Below are 16,908 nucleotides of genomic sequence, written 5' to 3'. Positions count from 1 at the left end.
TGAGAGGAGGCGGCTGAAAGTCTGCGGCGACCTGGTGCCGGAGCGACTCGCTGACGGCGTGCAGCGCGGCTGACAGCCGATCCGTTCCCTCCGACGGAGGGGTGATTGTCAGGGATGGGGACGGATGGGGCACAGCCTCCGACTCGTCCGCAGTGATCCTGGGCAGACCTGTCGCGCGGGTGAACCCGGACATCGCCAGTCGCACGAATCGACGCACCCTCACCTGAACATCGGCAATCACGATCCCACGTCTGCTCCCGCCAACCTGCACGCAGCCTCCTCGAGAGAAAGGCGCCCGACGGTAACATGACTTCCGGGGAAATGCTTCAGGAAGCTCTCGCACGCGCGGGACAGGTTATCCCCTTGCATAGAGCAGCCGCGCCCGAATGGTCCCATCGAGGGCGCGGATCTCGTCCAGAGTCTCCCGGCTCTGCTCCGGCAAGCCTTCCGCTTCGATCACGACATATCCGATCTCGCCATCGGTCTGCAGGTGCTGGCCCGTGATGTTGAGGCCGCGTTGCGAGAACGCGTTGTTGAGGCGGCCGAGGATGCCCGGCACGTTGCGATGCACATGGATGTAGCGCGTGCCGGCTGCGCGGGACGGGAGCTGGACCTGCGGGAAGTTGACGGCCCCGACCGTCGTGCCGACGTCCGAATATTCAACGAGCTTCTTCGCGACCTCGGCGCCGATCCGCTCCTGCGCTTCTTCCGTCGATCCGCCGATATGGGGTGTCAGAATAACGTTGGGGACCCCCTGGAGGGGAGTGACGAACGCCTCCTTGTTGGAGGCCGGCTCGACCGGAAAGACGTCAACGGCCGCGCCGCGGAGGTGTCCGCTCCTCACAGCCTCCGCGAGTGCATCGAGATCGACCACGGTGCCGCGGCTGTTGTTGATGAGATAGGCGCCCTTCTTCATGGCGGCGATCTCGGCTCGTCCGATCATGCCGTGCGTGGCCGGCGTCTCCGGAACGTGAAGGCTCACCACGTCGCTCTGGCTCAGCAGCGCGTTCAGGCTGTCGGCCGGCTCGGTGTTCCCGTGGCGCAGCTTGTCGGTCTGATCGAAGAAGATCACCCGCATCCCCATCGCCTCGGCCAGGTAGGACAATTGCGAACCGATATTGCCGTAGCCCACGATGCCGAGCGTCTTGCCGCGGACCTCGTGGCTGTCGACCGCTGACTTGTCCCATTGCCCGGCATGAGCGGCGGTCGATTTGGGAAAGGTGCGCCGCAGCAGCATGACGATTTCGCCGATCACCAGTTCGGCGACGCTCCGGGTATTGGAGAAGGGGGCGTTGAAGACCGGAATGCCGGCGTGGCGGGCCGCTTCCAAGTCGACCTGGTTCGTGCCGACGCTGAAGCAGCCCACGGCGATCAGCCGGTTCGCGGCCTCGAAGACCTTCCGCGTCAGCTGCGTCCTGGAGCGGATGCCCAGAAGATGGACGCCCTGCAGCGCTTCGATCAGTTGATCTTCGTCGAGAGCCGTCTTGAGATAGGTCAGGTTCGTGTAGCCGGCGCCTCTGATCAGCTCGACAGCGCTGTCGTTCACCCCCTCGAGCAAGAGAACGCGGATCTTGTCTTTCTGAAGAGAGAACATTTCGGACATGTCAGCTCCATTTGGCCTTGCGCCGGCATGCCATACTCCGCCTCAGCGGTCGCGGAAATCCCCTTCCGTGCATTGAGCCCATGCCTGCCAGAGAGGATCCTCGACCGGGGGAGCCTCATACCTCCTATGCCCCGTCCCCCCGGAACAGGCCTGGAGTATGATGACTCAATCCGGTTGCAGCGCCAGCCGGTCAAGGAGACGGGAGCCGTTGCCGGATGTACGCACGGCTCCCGTTCCATTGTGGCACGGGCTTGTCATCCTGGCTTCGGCCTTCTCCCAAACCCAGTCAATCGCGCCGAAGGGCCCTCGGTTGTCCCGCCGTGCGCCGATGAGATGTCGTCCTCTCGGTGCATGCCTGGGTCCCATCCTGCTGAAGCAGCGATCCATTGCCGCGAAGCTGACCCATCGGCTATCGTGGTTCTGCGCCGTCAGGGTGTTCCGCCCCGGCAAGGGTCGGGTGGGCATTGCGTGATTCAGCCGGCCCGGGAGCGTCGCCCCTGTTCGGACTGGATATGGTGTTGCATATCGATTGTCGATGTGACTGCTCAGGATCAGGTTGCAGAACCCGCGGCGATCGAATTGTCAAATCGAAGTGGCGAGATTAAGAGAATTCGCATGTTTGCTGAATATAGACCTGCCTATAGGCAAGAACATGCGGACGATGTGACAAGTCTTGCGACAGCTGAGATGAATGACAGGAGGCGATCTACAGAACGAAACCGTCGCCTTGCTCTTCATTTCGACAATATTGGGCACGGTCTGATCGTCAGTCTGCCGGTCGCCATGGTGGCCGCCAACCGGTCGTCTCCTCTGCTTCTCACCAGTGCGGCTCTTTTCATCCTCGTCGCGCGATTGATCACCGGCGCTGTGGCTCCGCATCGGTGGGCCATGCGAATCCCGCGAAAAGGCGTCCTTGTCCTTCTCCTCTGCGGGATCGCCTATCCATTGGTCACGCTCGGCTGGGCCATGAAGCCGGCCGTGGGGCTTTTTTCCTGGGGCGAGGCCGTCCTTCCGGCCGCATCGAGCGCGATCCTGATCCTCAGCTGGCGCGCGGCGCCCCCGCCTCGATGGCTGGCCGGAGCCTTGGCCATGGCACTGATGATCGCGGCGGCGCTGATCGCCGCGGAGCTCCTGCTCCACTTCCCGTTGCGGCATGTCCTGCGCGACCGCGTAGGGACCTTCATTCACAACAGACCAACCGTGACGCTGTTTCTGCTGCTTGGGCCCGTGATCGCCGTGCTCGGGTTGCGCAAGCGGCGGACGCTTTGTCTGGCGCTGTTGCTGACAACGGTCCCGACCGTCCTCATTTCCGACAGCGAGGCCGCGAAGCTCGGGCTGCTGGCTGCGGTCGGGACCGTCGCGCTCAGCTATGCCCCCTTCGCCTGGGTGAGGCGCTTCCTGACGGTCGCGCTCCTCTGCCTCGTGTGGGTGCAGCCGTTTTTCGGCAGCATCGTTGTCAGATCCATGCCCGACAGCGTGGTCGAGGCGACCAAGGGGGCCCACACGCGGGAGCGCATCGCGCTCTGGCAAGCCTTCAGCGACGTTGCCCGTCGTTATCCGATCCTCGGCACGGGCTTCGCATCGTCGCCGCATATGGACCATCATCCGGTCGCGGCTGACATCGATCCTGCTTATCGTGAGATGCTGAAAGTCGGCCATCCCCACAATGCTTTCCTTCAGGTATGGGTCGAACTCGGGGCGGTTGGCGCTCTCTGGGTGAGCTTGCTCATCCTCTGGGTGATGGGGTGTCTTGCCAAAGCACCGGACGATATCCGTGGGGTCGGATTGATGACCCTCATGTCGGCGAGCGCGATCGCGCTGGTCAGCCACGGCGCATGGCAGGGCTGGTGGATTTCCGCCGTGACCCTGGCGGCGGCACTCCTGACTCTTCGTCCGAAGTCCCGGAAGAGCGAGCAAAGCCCCGAGTAAATTGTCAGGCTTGGCGGGGATCCAAGCCGCCCTGGTGTGTGTTTGGCCTCAAACCGGTTTGATCGACCTCCCGAAGCGGCCGCTTTCACGGGGTGGATGACGAGAGGGGGCCACGTGCCGCGAATCCTGACCTACAACGTGCACCGCTGTCTCGGCACGGACGGTCGGCTTTCCCCGGCGCGGATCGCCGATGTGATTGCAGCCTATGAGCCGGACGTGGTGGCGCTTCAGGAACTCGACGTGGGGCGCGCCCGGACCGGCGGGATCGATCAGGCCCTGGCGATCGCCAGGGCTCTCGGAATGCAGGTGCATTTCCACGCCAGCCTGAAAGTTCTCGAGGAGGAATACGGCAACGCCATCCTGACCCACAGGCCGTCGCATCTGGTGAAGGCGGAGGCGCTGCCCGGCTGGGCGGGCAAGCCGGGGCTGGAGCCGCGGGGTGCCCTTTGGGCGGAGGTCCAGATCGGCGGCGCCGGGGTCCAGGTGATCAACACCCATCTGGGCCTGCGCCGGCACGAGCGGCTTGCCCAGATCGAGGCTCTCCTGGGCCCCCGTTGGCTCGGGCATCGGGCCTGCCGAGAGCCGGTGATCCTGGTGGGCGACCTCAACGCGACGCCTCGCTCGCGGGCCTACCTGCGGCTGGCTTCGCAGCTCTGGGACGCGCAGGCCCGGCTCCCGAAGCCCAGGGCAACCTTCCCGTCCCGCCTGCCGTTCCTGCGCATCGACCATGTTTTCGTGAGCCGCTCGATCCGCGTCTTGCGGGTCGAAACGGTGCGGACCCCGCTCGCCCGCGTGGCCTCGGATCACCTGCCCCTCCTGGTCGAATTCCAGGTCGCTCATGGGCAGGTCAACAAGCCCGGTTTCGCCCATGCACAGGAATAGACGGCCCGGGGCGGCTGCGACGGATCGCCAGGCTCGCCACGGCGTTGAGTTCCATGGACCTCAGTGGTTGCCTGCGGGCCGGATGGATGGAAGCAAGGAGAGTGGATGCGGTACTGGAAATACGTGATCGCTGCGGCGGCCGTCTGCCTTGCAGCTTTTCTGCTCTACCGCACGCTCAGCCGCTACAGCCTGGACCAGCTCACGGCCGCCGTGGCGTCCGTTCCCGGACCCAGGCTTCTGGGCGCTTTCGGCTTCGCCGCCGCGAGCTACCTGTGCCTGACATTCTTCGACTATCTGGCTCTGCATTACGTGAAGCGGCCGCTGCCCTATCCGAAAGCCGCCCTGGCCTCGTTCACGGCCCTGTCCCTCGGCCATAACATCGGCCTGGCCGCGTTGAGCAGCGGCGCGGTCCGCTACCGTTTCTATACCCGCTGGGGCTTGAAGACCGCCGAGGTCGCCAAGGTGATCGTCTTCTGCGGCGTCACGGTCGGGCTCGGCCTCCTGGTCCTCGGCGGCGGCGCGCTCCTGTTGCGTTCCGGGCTGGCGGTGGAGATCACCGGTCTCTCGCGGCCGGTCGTCCTGGCGCTGGGAGTCGGCTGCCTTGCGCTGCCCGCTCTCTACCTGATCCTGTCCGCCTTCGTCCGGAGGCCTTTGAGGATCAGGCGATGGACCCTCGAAATGCCGCCGTTGAAGCTTGCCGTCGCGCAGGTCCTGGTCGGCTCCATCAATTTCGCTTTCGTGGCGGCCTGCCTTCATCAGGCGCTCGCGGCCGTCGCCGAGGTGCCTTACCTGGGTGTGGCGTCCGTCTACGTGATCGCCAACGCCACGGCCCTCGTCAGCCATGTGCCCGGTGGCCTGGGGGTGATCGAGAGCGTGGTCATGTATCTGCTGCCGCAGACCGATCTGATCGGGCCGCTCCTGGTGTTCCGGTTCGTCTACTTCCTGGTGCCGCTGATCCTGGGGATCGCTCTGTTCGCCGTGACGGAACTGGTCCATCGCCGCAGCGATACCGCCTACGCGCCGGGTGCAGAGGTCGAGGCGAAGGCCTGACGGCTACTCCCTCCGGCGGCGGAACAGGGAGAGAGGCTCGAAGGGCTCGAGAGGATCGAGGAGCCCCGTCCCGGCGGCCGGCACGTCGGGGCCGTCGTCCGACATCGCGCCGAACGCCCGAAGACCGCGCGGGCCGGTGTTGAGCGTCTCGATGGCCGCGAGGACGGATCCGTTCGCGAGGTCCACGGTTTTCCTGAACGTTCCCGGGCTGATGTCCAGGTGCTCCGCCAGCAGACGGTCCCGGAGCCGCGCGATGGTCCGGCGCATTTCCTCGGCAGTGGCCTCGATCGCCACGTCGCACTCGCTGTCGAGACCGATCGAGCGGTTGTTGAGGTTCGAAGACCCGATGCGCAGGAACACGTCGTCGACGATGATGAGCTTGGAATGGATCAGGACCTGGCATTCTCCACCCTGGTCGTTGGGAATGACCGGGTAATAGACCCGCAGGCGGCCGTGATGATCGCACTTGCGCAGGCGGCGGATCAGCCGGTCCCGATTGGTGCCCATGACCAGTTCCTCGGCCCAGCCGTGCGATTCGTGGGTCTGGATGACGATGATCTCGGGGCCGTCGGGATCGGCGAGGTGCCGCTCCAGGACGTCGCCTACGGCAGGTGCCGTCATGTACTGGGCTTCGATGTAGATGGTCCTGCGTGCCGCCGCGAGGGCATCGAGGGTCAGGGCGGCCGCCTCATGGGCCGCAGGCTGCTCTCCCCAGGCCGGGTAGGTTCGGGCAATGGCGATCGGCACCTGGCGGAAGTCGGGTTCCAGGCCGGGTGGCCAGGGGTCGGGTCCGGCGGGAGCGGGGCCCAGCTCTTCACCGGTGGCGAATTTCCAGCGTCCGTAACCGACCTCGGCGATCGCCCGCCCGGCGTCGCCGTCGACCAGCATCTGAAGATCGTGAACGGGCTCGTAGATGGTCCCGTCATCCTTCAGCCGGATCGGATCGTCACAGGCATGGTGGTGGGTATCCCAGCGTTCGACGGTCAGATCCATGCCGCCCACGAAAGCCAGCGCGTCGTCGATGCAGACGATCTTCTGGTGATGGGCCGCGTAGAGCGGATGATGCGTGTCGAGCTTGAGTTGCAGACGCGGGTGGTTCTGCCAGTCGGCACCGAAGATCAGCGGCCCGGGTGCGCCGGGGGCATGCACGACGGCGACGCTCCACACGAGAATGCGGACAACGAGATCGGGATTGTCCTCCACGAGCGAGCGCAGCAGGGGACCGAGCGGAGGCGATTCCTCGATGCTCGCGTCCGGACGCAGCCGGATGCTGCCGTCGAAATCCCAGCCGATGATGAGGATCGATCGCTGGGCCCGGCGCAAGGCGGCTTCGAGATGCGCGAAATAGGGTGCTCCGTCGACCAGCACGCTGGCCCGGTCGGCCTGAGCCACGCGCCAGCAGTTGTGGCCCGGACGCAGAATCGGGCCCGCTGATCCGCGTGCGGACCCATGGCCCTGGGCGATGGCCTGCGCTCCTGTCGATTCTTCCAAAAGTTGCACGTCAGCCACGTTCTCGAACGGAATATTCTGCCAACTCAGGACTGAAGCCAAGGTTCCGGGAGGGGGGCCGAGCCGGATTCGAGCCCTGTCCCTGTGGATCGGGCGTGCGCCTAGAGCATCGGACGGACCCAGAGGGCCGCGTCAGCGACCCGAAGGGCCACGCCAGTGAAAAGTGGATCCGGTTTTCGCTGGCGCGGCCCGCTGGGTCCGTTCTGACCGATGCTCTCATTCAAGAAGAAAGCATCGGATGGATCCCAAAAGTGGACCCACTTTTCACGTCCGATGCTCTAGGGCCATATAGAGCCGGCAACTCCGCCTTGGGACGATGGTGAAGCCCCGTGTTCGATTGGATTGTCAGCCTCATCGATAGGGCCGGTTATGTCGGCATCGCGGTCCTCATGCTGCTGGAGAACGTGTTCCCTCCGATCCCGTCGGAGGTGATCATGCCTCTGGCGGGCTTTTCCGCCGCCAAGGGTACGCTCAGCTTCGCCGGCGTTGTCGCCTCCGGGACGGCCGGGTCTCTCGCAGGCGCCTATTTCTGGTTTCTGATCGGGCGCTGGTTCGGTCCGAAGCGCCTGAAGCGGTTCGCGGCCCGGCACGGCCGCTGGCTCACGATGCATCCCGACGAGCTGGAGCAGGCCCGGGCCTTCTTCGCCCGTCATCAGGGCGTGGCGCTTTTCGTGGGACGCCTCATTCCCGCCATCCGGTCGCTCATCTCCGTTCCCGCCGGCGTGAACTGCGTTCCGGTCCCGACCTTCCTTTTGTGGAGTTCCCTCGGAACGGCCCTCTGGACTCTGCTGCTGGCCGGCGCGGGCTATCTGCTGGAGAGCCAGTACGAGCGCGTCTCGGAATGGCTCAACCCGGTCTCGAACGTGGTCGTGGCCGGGCTGGCGATCTGGTACGGCTATAGGGTCTTCACCTTCAAGTCTCCGGCGCCTATCCGAGAGGAGCGCTGAAAGCTTCCTCGGCGATGGTTCGACTCCAGGCAGACATTTGCCGCAGATTCGGTATGCAGCCGTTGCTATTCGCGGGAACCGCCTAATAATTTACACAGTTCATATCCGATGGACGCGTAACCTTGTGACGACCGGCGAGGCCGGTCGGCTCGGCGCGTCCTTGGGGCGAGGCACGGCATCAGGTTGAAGGGCAATCATGGACAAGCAGACCGAAGAAAGAATCCGCGAGCGGGCCTATGAGCTCTGGATGCGGCATGGGAGCATCCATGGCCGCGCGGACGAATACTGGTATCAGGCGGAACGGGAGGTTCTCGGCGAGGGCGACGAGGGGAACGCCACGAAGGCGCCGATCATCGATCCTGCCCCCTTGGGCATGACGAGCATGACGGCGGACGAAGAGCTTTCGAGCCCGGTCGCCCCGAAAACCCGCAAGAGACGCAGCCCGGCCGCCGTTCCCGTCGCGGAGGGGAGTGCAGAAGCCAGCGAGACCCCCGTGGCAGCGCCGAAGCGTCGGCGCACGACCCGGGTCTCCTGACGCAAGTCGTGACACGAGCCTCCGACCCGTGCGGCCGGAGGCTCAAGGGGCAAGTGCAAAACTGAATCCGGAACAGATCAGCGAGAACTCGCGGCCGGTTTCAGCGTCTACAGAGCGGGGCAGGTGGCTGCCTTTGATGTGAGGACCCGGTCTTGCCGAATTCCAGCGTTTCCCACGCACCTCTCTCCCGCCATGCAATGGCGTATGTTCTCGCCGGCGGACGCGGCAGTCGGTTGATGGAGCTGACCGACATCCGCGCGAAGCCCGCCGTCTATTTCGGCGGCAATACGCGGATCATCGATTTCGCCCTGTCGAATGCTTTGAATTCCGGCATCAGGCGCATCGGGGTGGCGACGCAGTACAAGGCGCACAGCCTGATCCGCCATCTCCAGCGGGGCTGGAATTACTTCCGTGCGGAGCGGAACGAGAGCTTCGACATCCTGCCGGCGAGCCAGCGCGTATCCGAGACGATGTGGTACGAGGGCACGGCCGATGCGGTGTATCAGAACATCGACATCATCTCGAGCATCGACCCCGAGTACATCATCATTCTGGCAGGCGATCACGTCTACAAGATGGACTACGAGATCATGCTTCGGCAGCATGTGGACTCGGGAGCCGATGTAACCGTCGGATGTCTCGAGGTGCCGCGCATGGAAGCCGTCGGCTTCGGCGTGATGGCCATCGACGAGACCGACCGCATCATCTCGTTTCTCGAGAAGCCGGCCGACCCTCCGGGCATGCCGGACAAGCCCGACATGGCGCTGGCCAGCATGGGCATCTACGTTTTCAACACCCGCTTCCTCTTCGAGCAGCTGCGGCGCGACGCGTCGACGCCAGGTTCGAACCGGGACTTCGGCAAGGACATCATCCCCTATCTGGTCGAGCACGGAAAGGCGGTGGCGCACCGCTTCACGACCTCGTGCGTCCGCTCGGGTGCGGAGGCCGGCGGCAGCGATGCGGAGGCCTATTGGCGCGATGTAGGCACGGTCGATGCCTATTGGGAGGCCAATATCGACCTCACCGCCATCGTTCCGTCGCTCGACCTCTATGACCGCGACTGGCCGATCTCGACCTTTTCCGAGACATGGCCGCCGGCCAAATTCGTTCATGACGAGGAAGGCCGGCGCGGGCACGCCATCAACTCCCTGGTGTCGAGCGGCTGCATCGTCTCCGGCGCGGCCCTGCGCCGGTCGCTCGTCTTCACGGCCGTGCACCTGCATTCCCATGCCGACGTCGAGGGCGCCGTCCTGCTGCCCTATGTCGAAATCGGCCGCGGAGCGCGGTTGAGGAACGTGGTCGTCGATCGCGGCGTGCGCATCCCCGATGGACTGGTGGTCGGTGAGGATCCCGAACAGGATGCGCAACGGTTCCGCCGCACCGAAAAGGGCATCTGCCTCATCACCAAGCCGATGATCGAGAGACTGGCCGGATGAAGCCTCTGAGCGTTCTGTCGGTCACGTCGGAGGTCTTTCCCATCATCAAGACAGGCGGCCTGGCCGATGTGGCCGGAGCGCTTCCGTCCGCGCTGGCCGAGGAGGGCGTGACGGTGGTCACGCTCGTGCCCGGCTATCCCTCGGTTCTGGCGGCGCTGGAACGTCAAGAGGTCCTGCACCAATATCCTGGCTTCTTCGGCGGAGCGGCTCGACTTCTCTCCGGCAAGGCAGCCGGCCTCGAGCTTTTCGTCATCGACGCGCCTCATCTCTTCGAACGCCCGGGCTCTCCCTATCTTGCTCCGAACGGCCGCGACTGGCCCGACAATGCCCGGCGCTTCGCGGCGCTCGGACGGGCCGCCGCCGATATCGGCCAGGGGCTGACCCCGGGTTTCGTCCCCGACGTCATTCACGCTCACGACTGGCAGGCGGGCCTCGTGCCGGTCTATCTGAGCCTCAGCGACAGCCCGCGTCCGGGCACGATCATCACCATTCACAACATCGCCTTCCAGGGTATCTTCCCGGCCGATCTCCTGTTCGAGCTCGGCCTGCCCACCAGCGTCTTCACGGTGGATGGGGTCGAGTATTACGGGCAGATCGGGTTTCTGAAGGCGGGCCTGCAGCTTGCGGACCGCATCACGACCGTGTCGCCGACCTATGCCAAGGAGATCCAGACGCCCGAAGGCGGGATGGCGCTGGACGGATTGCTGCGCGCGCGCTCGAACGTGGTGTCGGGCATTCTCAACGGCATTGACGACAAGGTATGGGATCCCTCGACGGACGCGCACCTGGCGCAATCGTACGGCCGCGACAGCCTCGACGCGCGAGCGGCCAACAAGAAGGCGCTGCAGGAGCGCCTTGGGCTCGCGCCCGATCCGGATGCTCTTCTGTTCGGCGTCGTCAGCCGGCTGTCGGAGCAGAAGGGGCTCGATCTCGTGCTCACCGGTCTGTCCCGCCTGCTCGCGGACGGCGCGCAACTGGCTCTGCTCGGCGCAGGAGACAAAGCTCTCGAAGACAGCTTTCAGACGGCGCGCATCGTCTATCCCGGCCAGGTGGGTTGCTTCGTCGGCTATGACGAGGCGCTGGCCCACCAGATCCAGGGCGGAAGCGATGCGCTTCTCGTCCCATCGCGCTTCGAGCCCTGCGGCCTGACCCAGCTCTGCGCCATGCGCTACGGCAGCATCCCGATCGTCTCACGGGTGGGAGGGCTGGCCGATACCATCATCGACGCGAACGAGATGGCCATCGCCACCGGGGCGGCAACGGGATTCCAGTTCGGGCCCGTGACTCTCGGCGCGGCGCTCGATGCCTTCGACCGGGCAAAGCACCTGTGGCGCGACAAGGATGCCTGGCGTCGCCTGCAGATGAACGGCATGGGGGCCGATGTGAGCTGGCACCGTCCGGCGAGGCAATACGCCAATCTCTATCGCTCGTGCGCCGGAGCGCCTTGAGGCGAGACGAGCTCCCCTCCGCGCAGGAGGGTGGATCCGGCACGGCGCCTGTCGTGACGGCCTAGCGCATCGGACGGAACCCTGTCTTGGCTCGACCAGATGGTCACCCCGTCGTCATCACCGGGCTTGTCCCGGTGATCTCGATTGTTTGAGGCGCGGCGCTTTTCAGCATCGGGATGGCCGGCACAAGGCCGGCCATGACGTGTGGAGAGAGCAGCACCGGCTTCTACCAGCACTCCACGTCATCACCCGCTCACACCACCCTCCACGTCATCACCGGGCTGGTCCCGGTGATCCCGATTGTTGGGAACGCCGCACCTCACCAGATCGCGATGGCCGGCGAGCGGTGTGTGATGACCGGCCGGCCATGACGGGAGAGCGTTTCGATCCTGTCCGGGAGTGGCGCGGGCGTTAGAGCATCGGACCCAAAAGTGGATTCCACTTTTGGGTCCGATGCATTCTCTTTAGATGAGAGCATCGTTGAGAGCGGAAAACCGGATCCACTTTTCGCTGACGCGGCCCTCTGGGTCCGCACGATGCGCTATTCTTCGGAACGGCTCGTCGCGTCGCGGTCGCGGTCGTAGCGCTTCCGGAGAGGGAACGGCGGCAGCCAGGACTCGCGGCGGATGGTCCAGAGCTCGTAGGTCGGCATCAACTGGTCTGGAGCATCCAGGGAGCCCAGGCTCACCTCGATCTCGTCTGCGCTGCGCGCGAATACGGACGAGCCGCAGCGGGCGCAGAAATGCCGGCCGGCATAGTCCCCCGTCGCGCCATCGATTGTCACCGCCTCCTGAGGGAAGATCGCAGAAGCGTGGAAGAGGGCCCCATGATGCTTGCGGCAGTCGAGACAGTGGCAGAGCCCGACGCGATAGGGCCGTCCCGATGCCACGATCCGCACATTGCCGCACAGGCAACCTCCCGTGAAACGGTCCATGCTGCGTCTCCTCCGGCACCAAGCGAGCCGCATACCATGGACAGCGCTGCCCATCCTGGTCAAGCCACCGATGCTCGTTCAGGTGGTCTTCTTCTTCTCCGCCCTGCGCTGCCTTTCCGGCTTAAGCTGGAAGAGCAGCAGGGAACGAGCGGTGACGGTGTATTCCTTTCCGAACCTGAACTCGGTCGGCACCTCCAGGTCGGGCTGGTTCGTGTCGATGTGGCACATCCAGGCTTCCCCGCCGACCACCTCGGGCAGGGTGCACTTCACGACGTCATGGTGCGCGTTGAGGATCAGCAGGAGGGTCACGTCCGTGCCGCGCCGGCGGATGCCGGTCGGCTGGGCGCGGCCGTCGAGCAGGATGCTGATGCAGCGGGCATTCGGATCCTGCCAGTGCTCAGGGGTCATCTCGTCCCCGGCAGGCGTGAGCCATGTCACGTCCTTGACGTCGAGCTCCTCGTTGTAGACGCCCGACAGGAACCGTCCCCTGCGCAGGATCGGCAGATCCTGGCGGAGCCGGATGAGCTTGCGGGTGAACTCGAGAAGCTCGATGCCGTCTTCGTCGATGCCCTCCCAGTCGATCCAGGAGATCTCGTTGTCTTGGGCATAAGCGTTGTTGTTGCCCTGCTGGGTGCGGGCAAACTCGTCGCCGGCGAGCAGCATGGGCGTGCCCTGCGAGAAGAGCAGGGTGGCAAGCATGTTGCGCATCTGGCGCAGTCGGAGCGTGCGGATCGTCGGGTCGTCCGTCGGACCCTCCGCGCCGTAGTTGAACGACAGATTGTGATCGTGGCCGTCCTTGTTGTCCTCGCCGTTCGCTTCGTTGTGCTTGTCGTTGTAGGAGACGAGATCGTTCAGCGTGAAGCCGTCATGGGCGGTGATGAAGTTGACGGAGGCCCAGGGCCGGCGCCCGCGCTTGTTGAAGATGTCGGCCGACGCGGTGAGGCGGGAGGCCAGTTCCGGCAGCTTGCCTTCTTCGCCCTTCCAATAGGCCCGCACCGTGTCGCGGTAGCGATCGTTCCATTCAGCCCATCCGGGCGAGAAGCGGCCGACCTGATAGCCGCCCGGTCCGCAATCCCAGGGCTCCGCGATCAGTTTGACCTGGCTGAGCGCCGGATCCTGGCGGCATGCATCGAGGAAACGCCCGTCTTCGTCGAAGCCGTGCGGCTCGCGGCCGAGAATGGTCGCAAGATCGAAGCGGAAGCCATCGATCTGCACCTCCTGGGCCCAGTAGCGAAGGCTGTCCGTCACCATCTGGAGCACGCGGGAATGGCTGAGATTGACCGTATTTCCCGTGCCGGTGTCGTTGATGTAATAGCGCTTGTCCGGAGCCAGTCGGTAATAGGAAGCGTTGTCGATCCCCTTGAAGGACAGGGTCGGCCCCAGCTCGTTTCCTTCAGCCGTGTGGTTGTAGACCACATCCAGGATCACCTCGATTCCGGCGTCGTGGAGATGGCTCACCATCTCCTTCACTTCGTTCACGAAAGGCGTTGCGAGGTAGCGCGGCTGCGGGGCGAAGAAGCCGATGGAATTATAGCCCCAGTAATTCCGTAATCCCTTCTCGATGAGATAGCTGTCGTCGACGAAGGCGTGGATGGGGAGCAGCTCGACGGCGGTGACCCCGAGGCTCCTGATGTACTCGATCACCTCGTGCTGCATGAGGCCCGAGAAGGTGCCGCGCAGCTCCCGGGGTACGGCCGGGTGCTGCATGGTGAAGCCGCGCAGATGGGTCTCGTAGATGATCGTGCGCTCCCACGGAGTCTGGGGCCGGCGCATGCGTCCCCATGTGAAGGCCGATTCAACGACCCGGCATTTCGGCATGAAGCGCGCGCTGTCCCGCTTGTCGAACGACAGATCCGCATCCGGAGAGCCGATCGTGTAGCCGAACAGGGCCGGGTTCCAGACCAGATCGCCGACGAGCTGCCGGGCATAAGGGTCGAGCAGGAGCTTGTTCGGGTTGAAGCGGTGGCCCTCCTTCGGGTCGTAGGGGCCGTAGACGCGGTAGCCATACGTGGTTCCCGGCCGCGCATCCGGCAGGTACCCATGCCAGACCTCGTCCGTGTATTCCGGCAGCTCGATGCGCTCCAACTCGTTGCGGCCTTCCAGATCGAACAGGCAGAGTTCAACCTTCGTGGCATTGGCAGAGAAAATGGCGAAGTTGACGCCCAGTCCGTCCCAGGTGGCTCCGAGCGGGTAGGGCAATCCCTCCCGCACGCGGGACGTGCGTCTCACGTTCGGAGCGACGATCTGAGCGGCCGGGAACTCACGGGTATCGACTTTGTCGTTCATCTGGAATCTCGGAAACCAAGCGGAGCAAAACGTTCATTTCATCAACGCGCGAGGCTTGAGTTAAGTCCCACGCAAGCGGAACTATATGTTCGCACCCGATCCATCCTGGTCGAGGACGAGAATGAGCGTCGCCAGGGGTGGAATCGTGAGGGTCAGGGAGCAGGGCTGGCCGTGGCTCGGCGTGTCGCCGGCCACCACCCCGCCGAGATTGCCCACATTGGCGCCGCCGTACTGGGCAGCATCCGTGTTGACCGCCTCGCGATAGAAGCCCGGCAGAGGGACGCCGATGCGATAGGCTTCGCGAGGAACGGGCGTGAAGTTCGACACCACGACGGCAAGCGAGTTCTCGTCGTCCCCGCGCCGCGCCCAGGCGATGACGCTGTTGTCGCGGTCATCCGCCACGAGCCACTCGAATCCCTTCGCCTCGCAATCGCGCTCGTGCAAGGCGGGAATGGCCCGGTAGGCGCGGTTCAGATCTCCGATGAGCGTCTGCATGCCTTTGTGGGAGGAGTCACCAAGGAGATGCCAGTCGAGGCTCTCGTCGTGGTTCCACTCCCGCTCCTGGGCGAACTCGCCTCCCATGAACAGGAGCTTCTTGCCGGGGTGCCCCCACATGAAGCCGAAATAGGCGCGCAGATTGGCGAATTTCTGCCAGCGGTCGCCCGGCATCTTGCTGATGAGCGACCCCTTGCCATGGACGACTTCATCGTGGCTCAGCGGCAGGATGAAGTTCTCCGAGAAGGCGTAGAGCAGGCCGAAGGTGAGGTCGTGATGGTGGTATTGGCGGAAGACGGGGTCCTTGCTGATGTAGCGGAGGGTGTCGTGCATCCAGCCCATGTTCCATTTGAATCCGAAGCCGAGGCCTCCCGTGTAGGTCGGCTGTGAAACGCCCGGCCAGGCGGTGGATTCCTCCGCTATGGTGATCGCGCCCGGCGAGGTGGCGTAGGCCACCTCGTTCATCTTGCGGATGAAGTCGATGGCGCCGAGATTCTCGTTGCCGCCGTAGCGGTTCGGGATCCACTCGCCGGGCTTGCGCGAATAGTCGAGATAGAGCATCGACGCGACCGCGTCGACCCGCAACCCGTCGAGATGGTAGCGCTCCAGCCAGAAGCGGGCGTTCGCCACGAGGAAGCTCATCACCTCCCGGCGTTCGAAATTGTAGATGTAGGTGCCCCAGTCCTGGTGAAATCCCAGCCGGGGGTCGGCATGTTCGTAGAGATGTGTTCCGTCGAAATAGGACAATCCATGCGGATCGTTCGGGAAATGCGCCGGAACCCAGTCGAGAATGACGCCGATCCCGGCTGCGTGCGCCGCCTCCACGAACGCTGCAAAGTCCTCCGGCGTGCCGAAGCGGCTCGTGGGCGCGTAAAGCGAAATGGTCTGGTAGCCCCATGAGCCGTCGAAGGGATACTCGGTGATCGGCAGAAGCTCGATATGCGTGAAACCGAGATTTTTCACGTAGGGGATGAGGCGCACGGCCAATTCGCGATAGGTGAGATAGCGATTGCCTTCCTCAGGAACGCGGGCCCAGGAGCCGAGATGACACTCGTAGATCGACATCGCGGCCTTGCGGTGGTTCTGCGCGGACCGCGCGGTCATCCATGCGGCGTCCTGCCAGTCGAAGGTCGGTGCGTGTCTGAGAATGGATGCCGTCGCGGGCGGATGCTCCGCGGCAAACGCGATGGGGTCGGCCTTGAGCGCGAGAAGATTGCCGTGCAGGCCGATGATCTCGAACTTGTAGCGCTGATCCGGCCTTACGTCCGGAATGAACAATTCCCAGATTCCGCCCTCATGGCGGCGGCGCATGGGATGGCAGCGCCCATCCCATGCATTGAAATCGCCCACGACGCTGACCCGGCGGGCGTTGGGGGCCCAGACGGTGAAGAGGAAGCCCTGGATGCCGCCGAGATCGAGGAAATGCGCGCCCAGCTTCGTGTAGACGGCATCGCTCGCCGGATTGCCGACGTCCATGAGGTCGTCATGCGACAGGAAGGTGCCGAAACTGTAGGGATCGTGCCGGATCTCGGTGTTGCCCTGCTTCTCGATCCGCAGCCGATAGTCGGGCCGTTCGGAGGCGCTGAAGGACGCGACGAGGAGACCGTCCGGCGGCATCCGCTCCATGGTGCCGAGAACGGTCTGTCCGTCCTGGCCCACAACCGACACGGCCTCGACATCCGGCACGATGGCTCGGATTTCCCACCGGCCCGGAGAAATCTCGTGTGGGCCGAGAACCGAGAAAGGATCGCCCGAATTGACGATCTCCGCAACCGATGGCGGCTCGGCCGGGCGCGTCGGCGCGCTCTGCGATCCACGGCGGTGCTGATCCATTCGGCTGTTCCCCTTCATATG

12 protein-coding genes are annotated in these 16,908 nt (G+C 64.5%); 7 read left to right on the top strand and 5 right to left on the bottom strand.

The genetic code is table 11. The features are described 5' to 3' along the window. Positions 1-355: 355 nt before the first annotated feature. The gene (gene serA / locus OCW50_RS03730; RefSeq protein ID WP_262296488.1) at positions 356-1,603 is read right to left on the bottom strand and encodes a phosphoglycerate dehydrogenase; all 1,248 of its coding nucleotides are present in this window, start codon (positions 1,601-1,603) and stop codon (positions 356-358) included. A gap of 888 nt (positions 1,604-2,491) precedes the next feature. Here serA and OCW50_RS03725 point away from each other — a divergent pair. From OCW50_RS03725 to OCW50_RS03715, 3 genes are all read left to right on the top strand, one after another. Further along, positions 2,492-3,532, top strand: a complete 1,041-nt coding sequence (locus OCW50_RS03725; protein ID WP_262296487.1) for an O-antigen ligase family protein — start codon at positions 2,492-2,494, stop codon at positions 3,530-3,532. Positions 3,533-3,646: 114 nt separating this feature from the next. After that, on the top strand, positions 3,647-4,414 hold the full coding sequence (locus tag OCW50_RS03720) for an endonuclease/exonuclease/phosphatase family protein (protein WP_262296486.1): 768 nt from the start codon (positions 3,647-3,649) through the stop codon (positions 4,412-4,414). A 105-nt stretch (positions 4,415-4,519) separates the two neighbouring features. Next, positions 4,520-5,464: a lysylphosphatidylglycerol synthase domain-containing protein gene (locus OCW50_RS03715; protein ID WP_262296485.1), complete on the top strand. Its 945-nt coding sequence runs from the start codon at positions 4,520-4,522 to the stop codon at positions 5,462-5,464. Positions 5,465-5,467: 3 nt separating this feature from the next. On the opposite strand, the gene OCW50_RS03710 is transcribed toward OCW50_RS03715, so the two are convergent. Beyond that, entirely contained in the window at positions 5,468-6,964 is a 1,497-nt protein-coding gene (locus OCW50_RS03710; protein WP_262296484.1) for a phospholipase D-like domain-containing protein, read from the bottom strand. A gap of 338 nt (positions 6,965-7,302) precedes the next feature. Between OCW50_RS03710 and OCW50_RS03705 the strand changes: the two genes are divergently transcribed. From OCW50_RS03705 to glgA, 4 genes are all read left to right on the top strand, one after another. Continuing rightward, the gene (locus tag OCW50_RS03705) at positions 7,303-7,920 is read left to right on the top strand and encodes a DedA family protein (RefSeq protein ID WP_262296483.1); all 618 of its coding nucleotides are present in this window, start codon (positions 7,303-7,305) and stop codon (positions 7,918-7,920) included. A gap of 196 nt (positions 7,921-8,116) precedes the next feature. Continuing rightward, positions 8,117-8,455 carry a DUF2934 domain-containing protein gene (locus OCW50_RS03700; RefSeq protein WP_262269519.1) on the top strand — a complete coding sequence of 113 codons (339 nt, stop codon included), beginning with the start codon at positions 8,117-8,119 and terminating at the stop codon, positions 8,453-8,455. A gap of 152 nt (positions 8,456-8,607) precedes the next feature. Further along, a complete protein-coding gene (glgC, locus tag OCW50_RS03695; RefSeq protein ID WP_262269520.1) occupies positions 8,608-9,891 on the top strand; it encodes a glucose-1-phosphate adenylyltransferase in 1,284 nt (427 codons plus the stop codon). Beyond that, a complete protein-coding gene (gene glgA, locus OCW50_RS03690; RefSeq protein WP_262269521.1) occupies positions 9,888-11,339 on the top strand; it encodes a glycogen synthase GlgA in 1,452 nt (483 codons plus the stop codon). Before glgC ends, glgA begins: the two co-directional genes overlap by 4 nt. Positions 11,340-11,880: 541 nt before the next feature. Here glgA and OCW50_RS03685 read toward each other — a convergent pair. The 3 genes from OCW50_RS03685 to glgB all read right to left on the bottom strand — a co-directional run bounded on the left by OCW50_RS03685 (position 11,881) and on the right by glgB (position 16,887). Beyond that, positions 11,881-12,273: a GFA family protein gene (locus OCW50_RS03685; RefSeq protein ID WP_262269522.1), complete on the bottom strand. Its 393-nt coding sequence runs from the start codon at positions 12,271-12,273 to the stop codon at positions 11,881-11,883. Positions 12,274-12,351: 78 nt separating this feature from the next. Further along, complete coding sequence (glgX, locus tag OCW50_RS03680) at positions 12,352-14,559, bottom strand: glycogen debranching protein GlgX (RefSeq protein WP_262269523.1); 2,208 nt, start codon at positions 14,557-14,559, stop codon at positions 12,352-12,354. A gap of 81 nt (positions 14,560-14,640) precedes the next feature. Next, a complete protein-coding gene (gene glgB / locus OCW50_RS03675) occupies positions 14,641-16,887 on the bottom strand; it encodes a 1,4-alpha-glucan branching protein GlgB (protein WP_262296482.1) in 2,247 nt (748 codons plus the stop codon). Positions 16,888-16,908: the final 21 nt, after the last annotated feature.

The organism is Microvirga sesbaniae, assembly GCF_025460805.1.
GTDB classification, from domain to species: Bacteria; Pseudomonadota; Alphaproteobacteria; order Rhizobiales; family Beijerinckiaceae; genus Microvirga; species Microvirga sesbaniae.
Note: the sequence above shows the minus strand (reverse complement) of the source record. Positions and strands in the feature narration are given on the sequence as shown.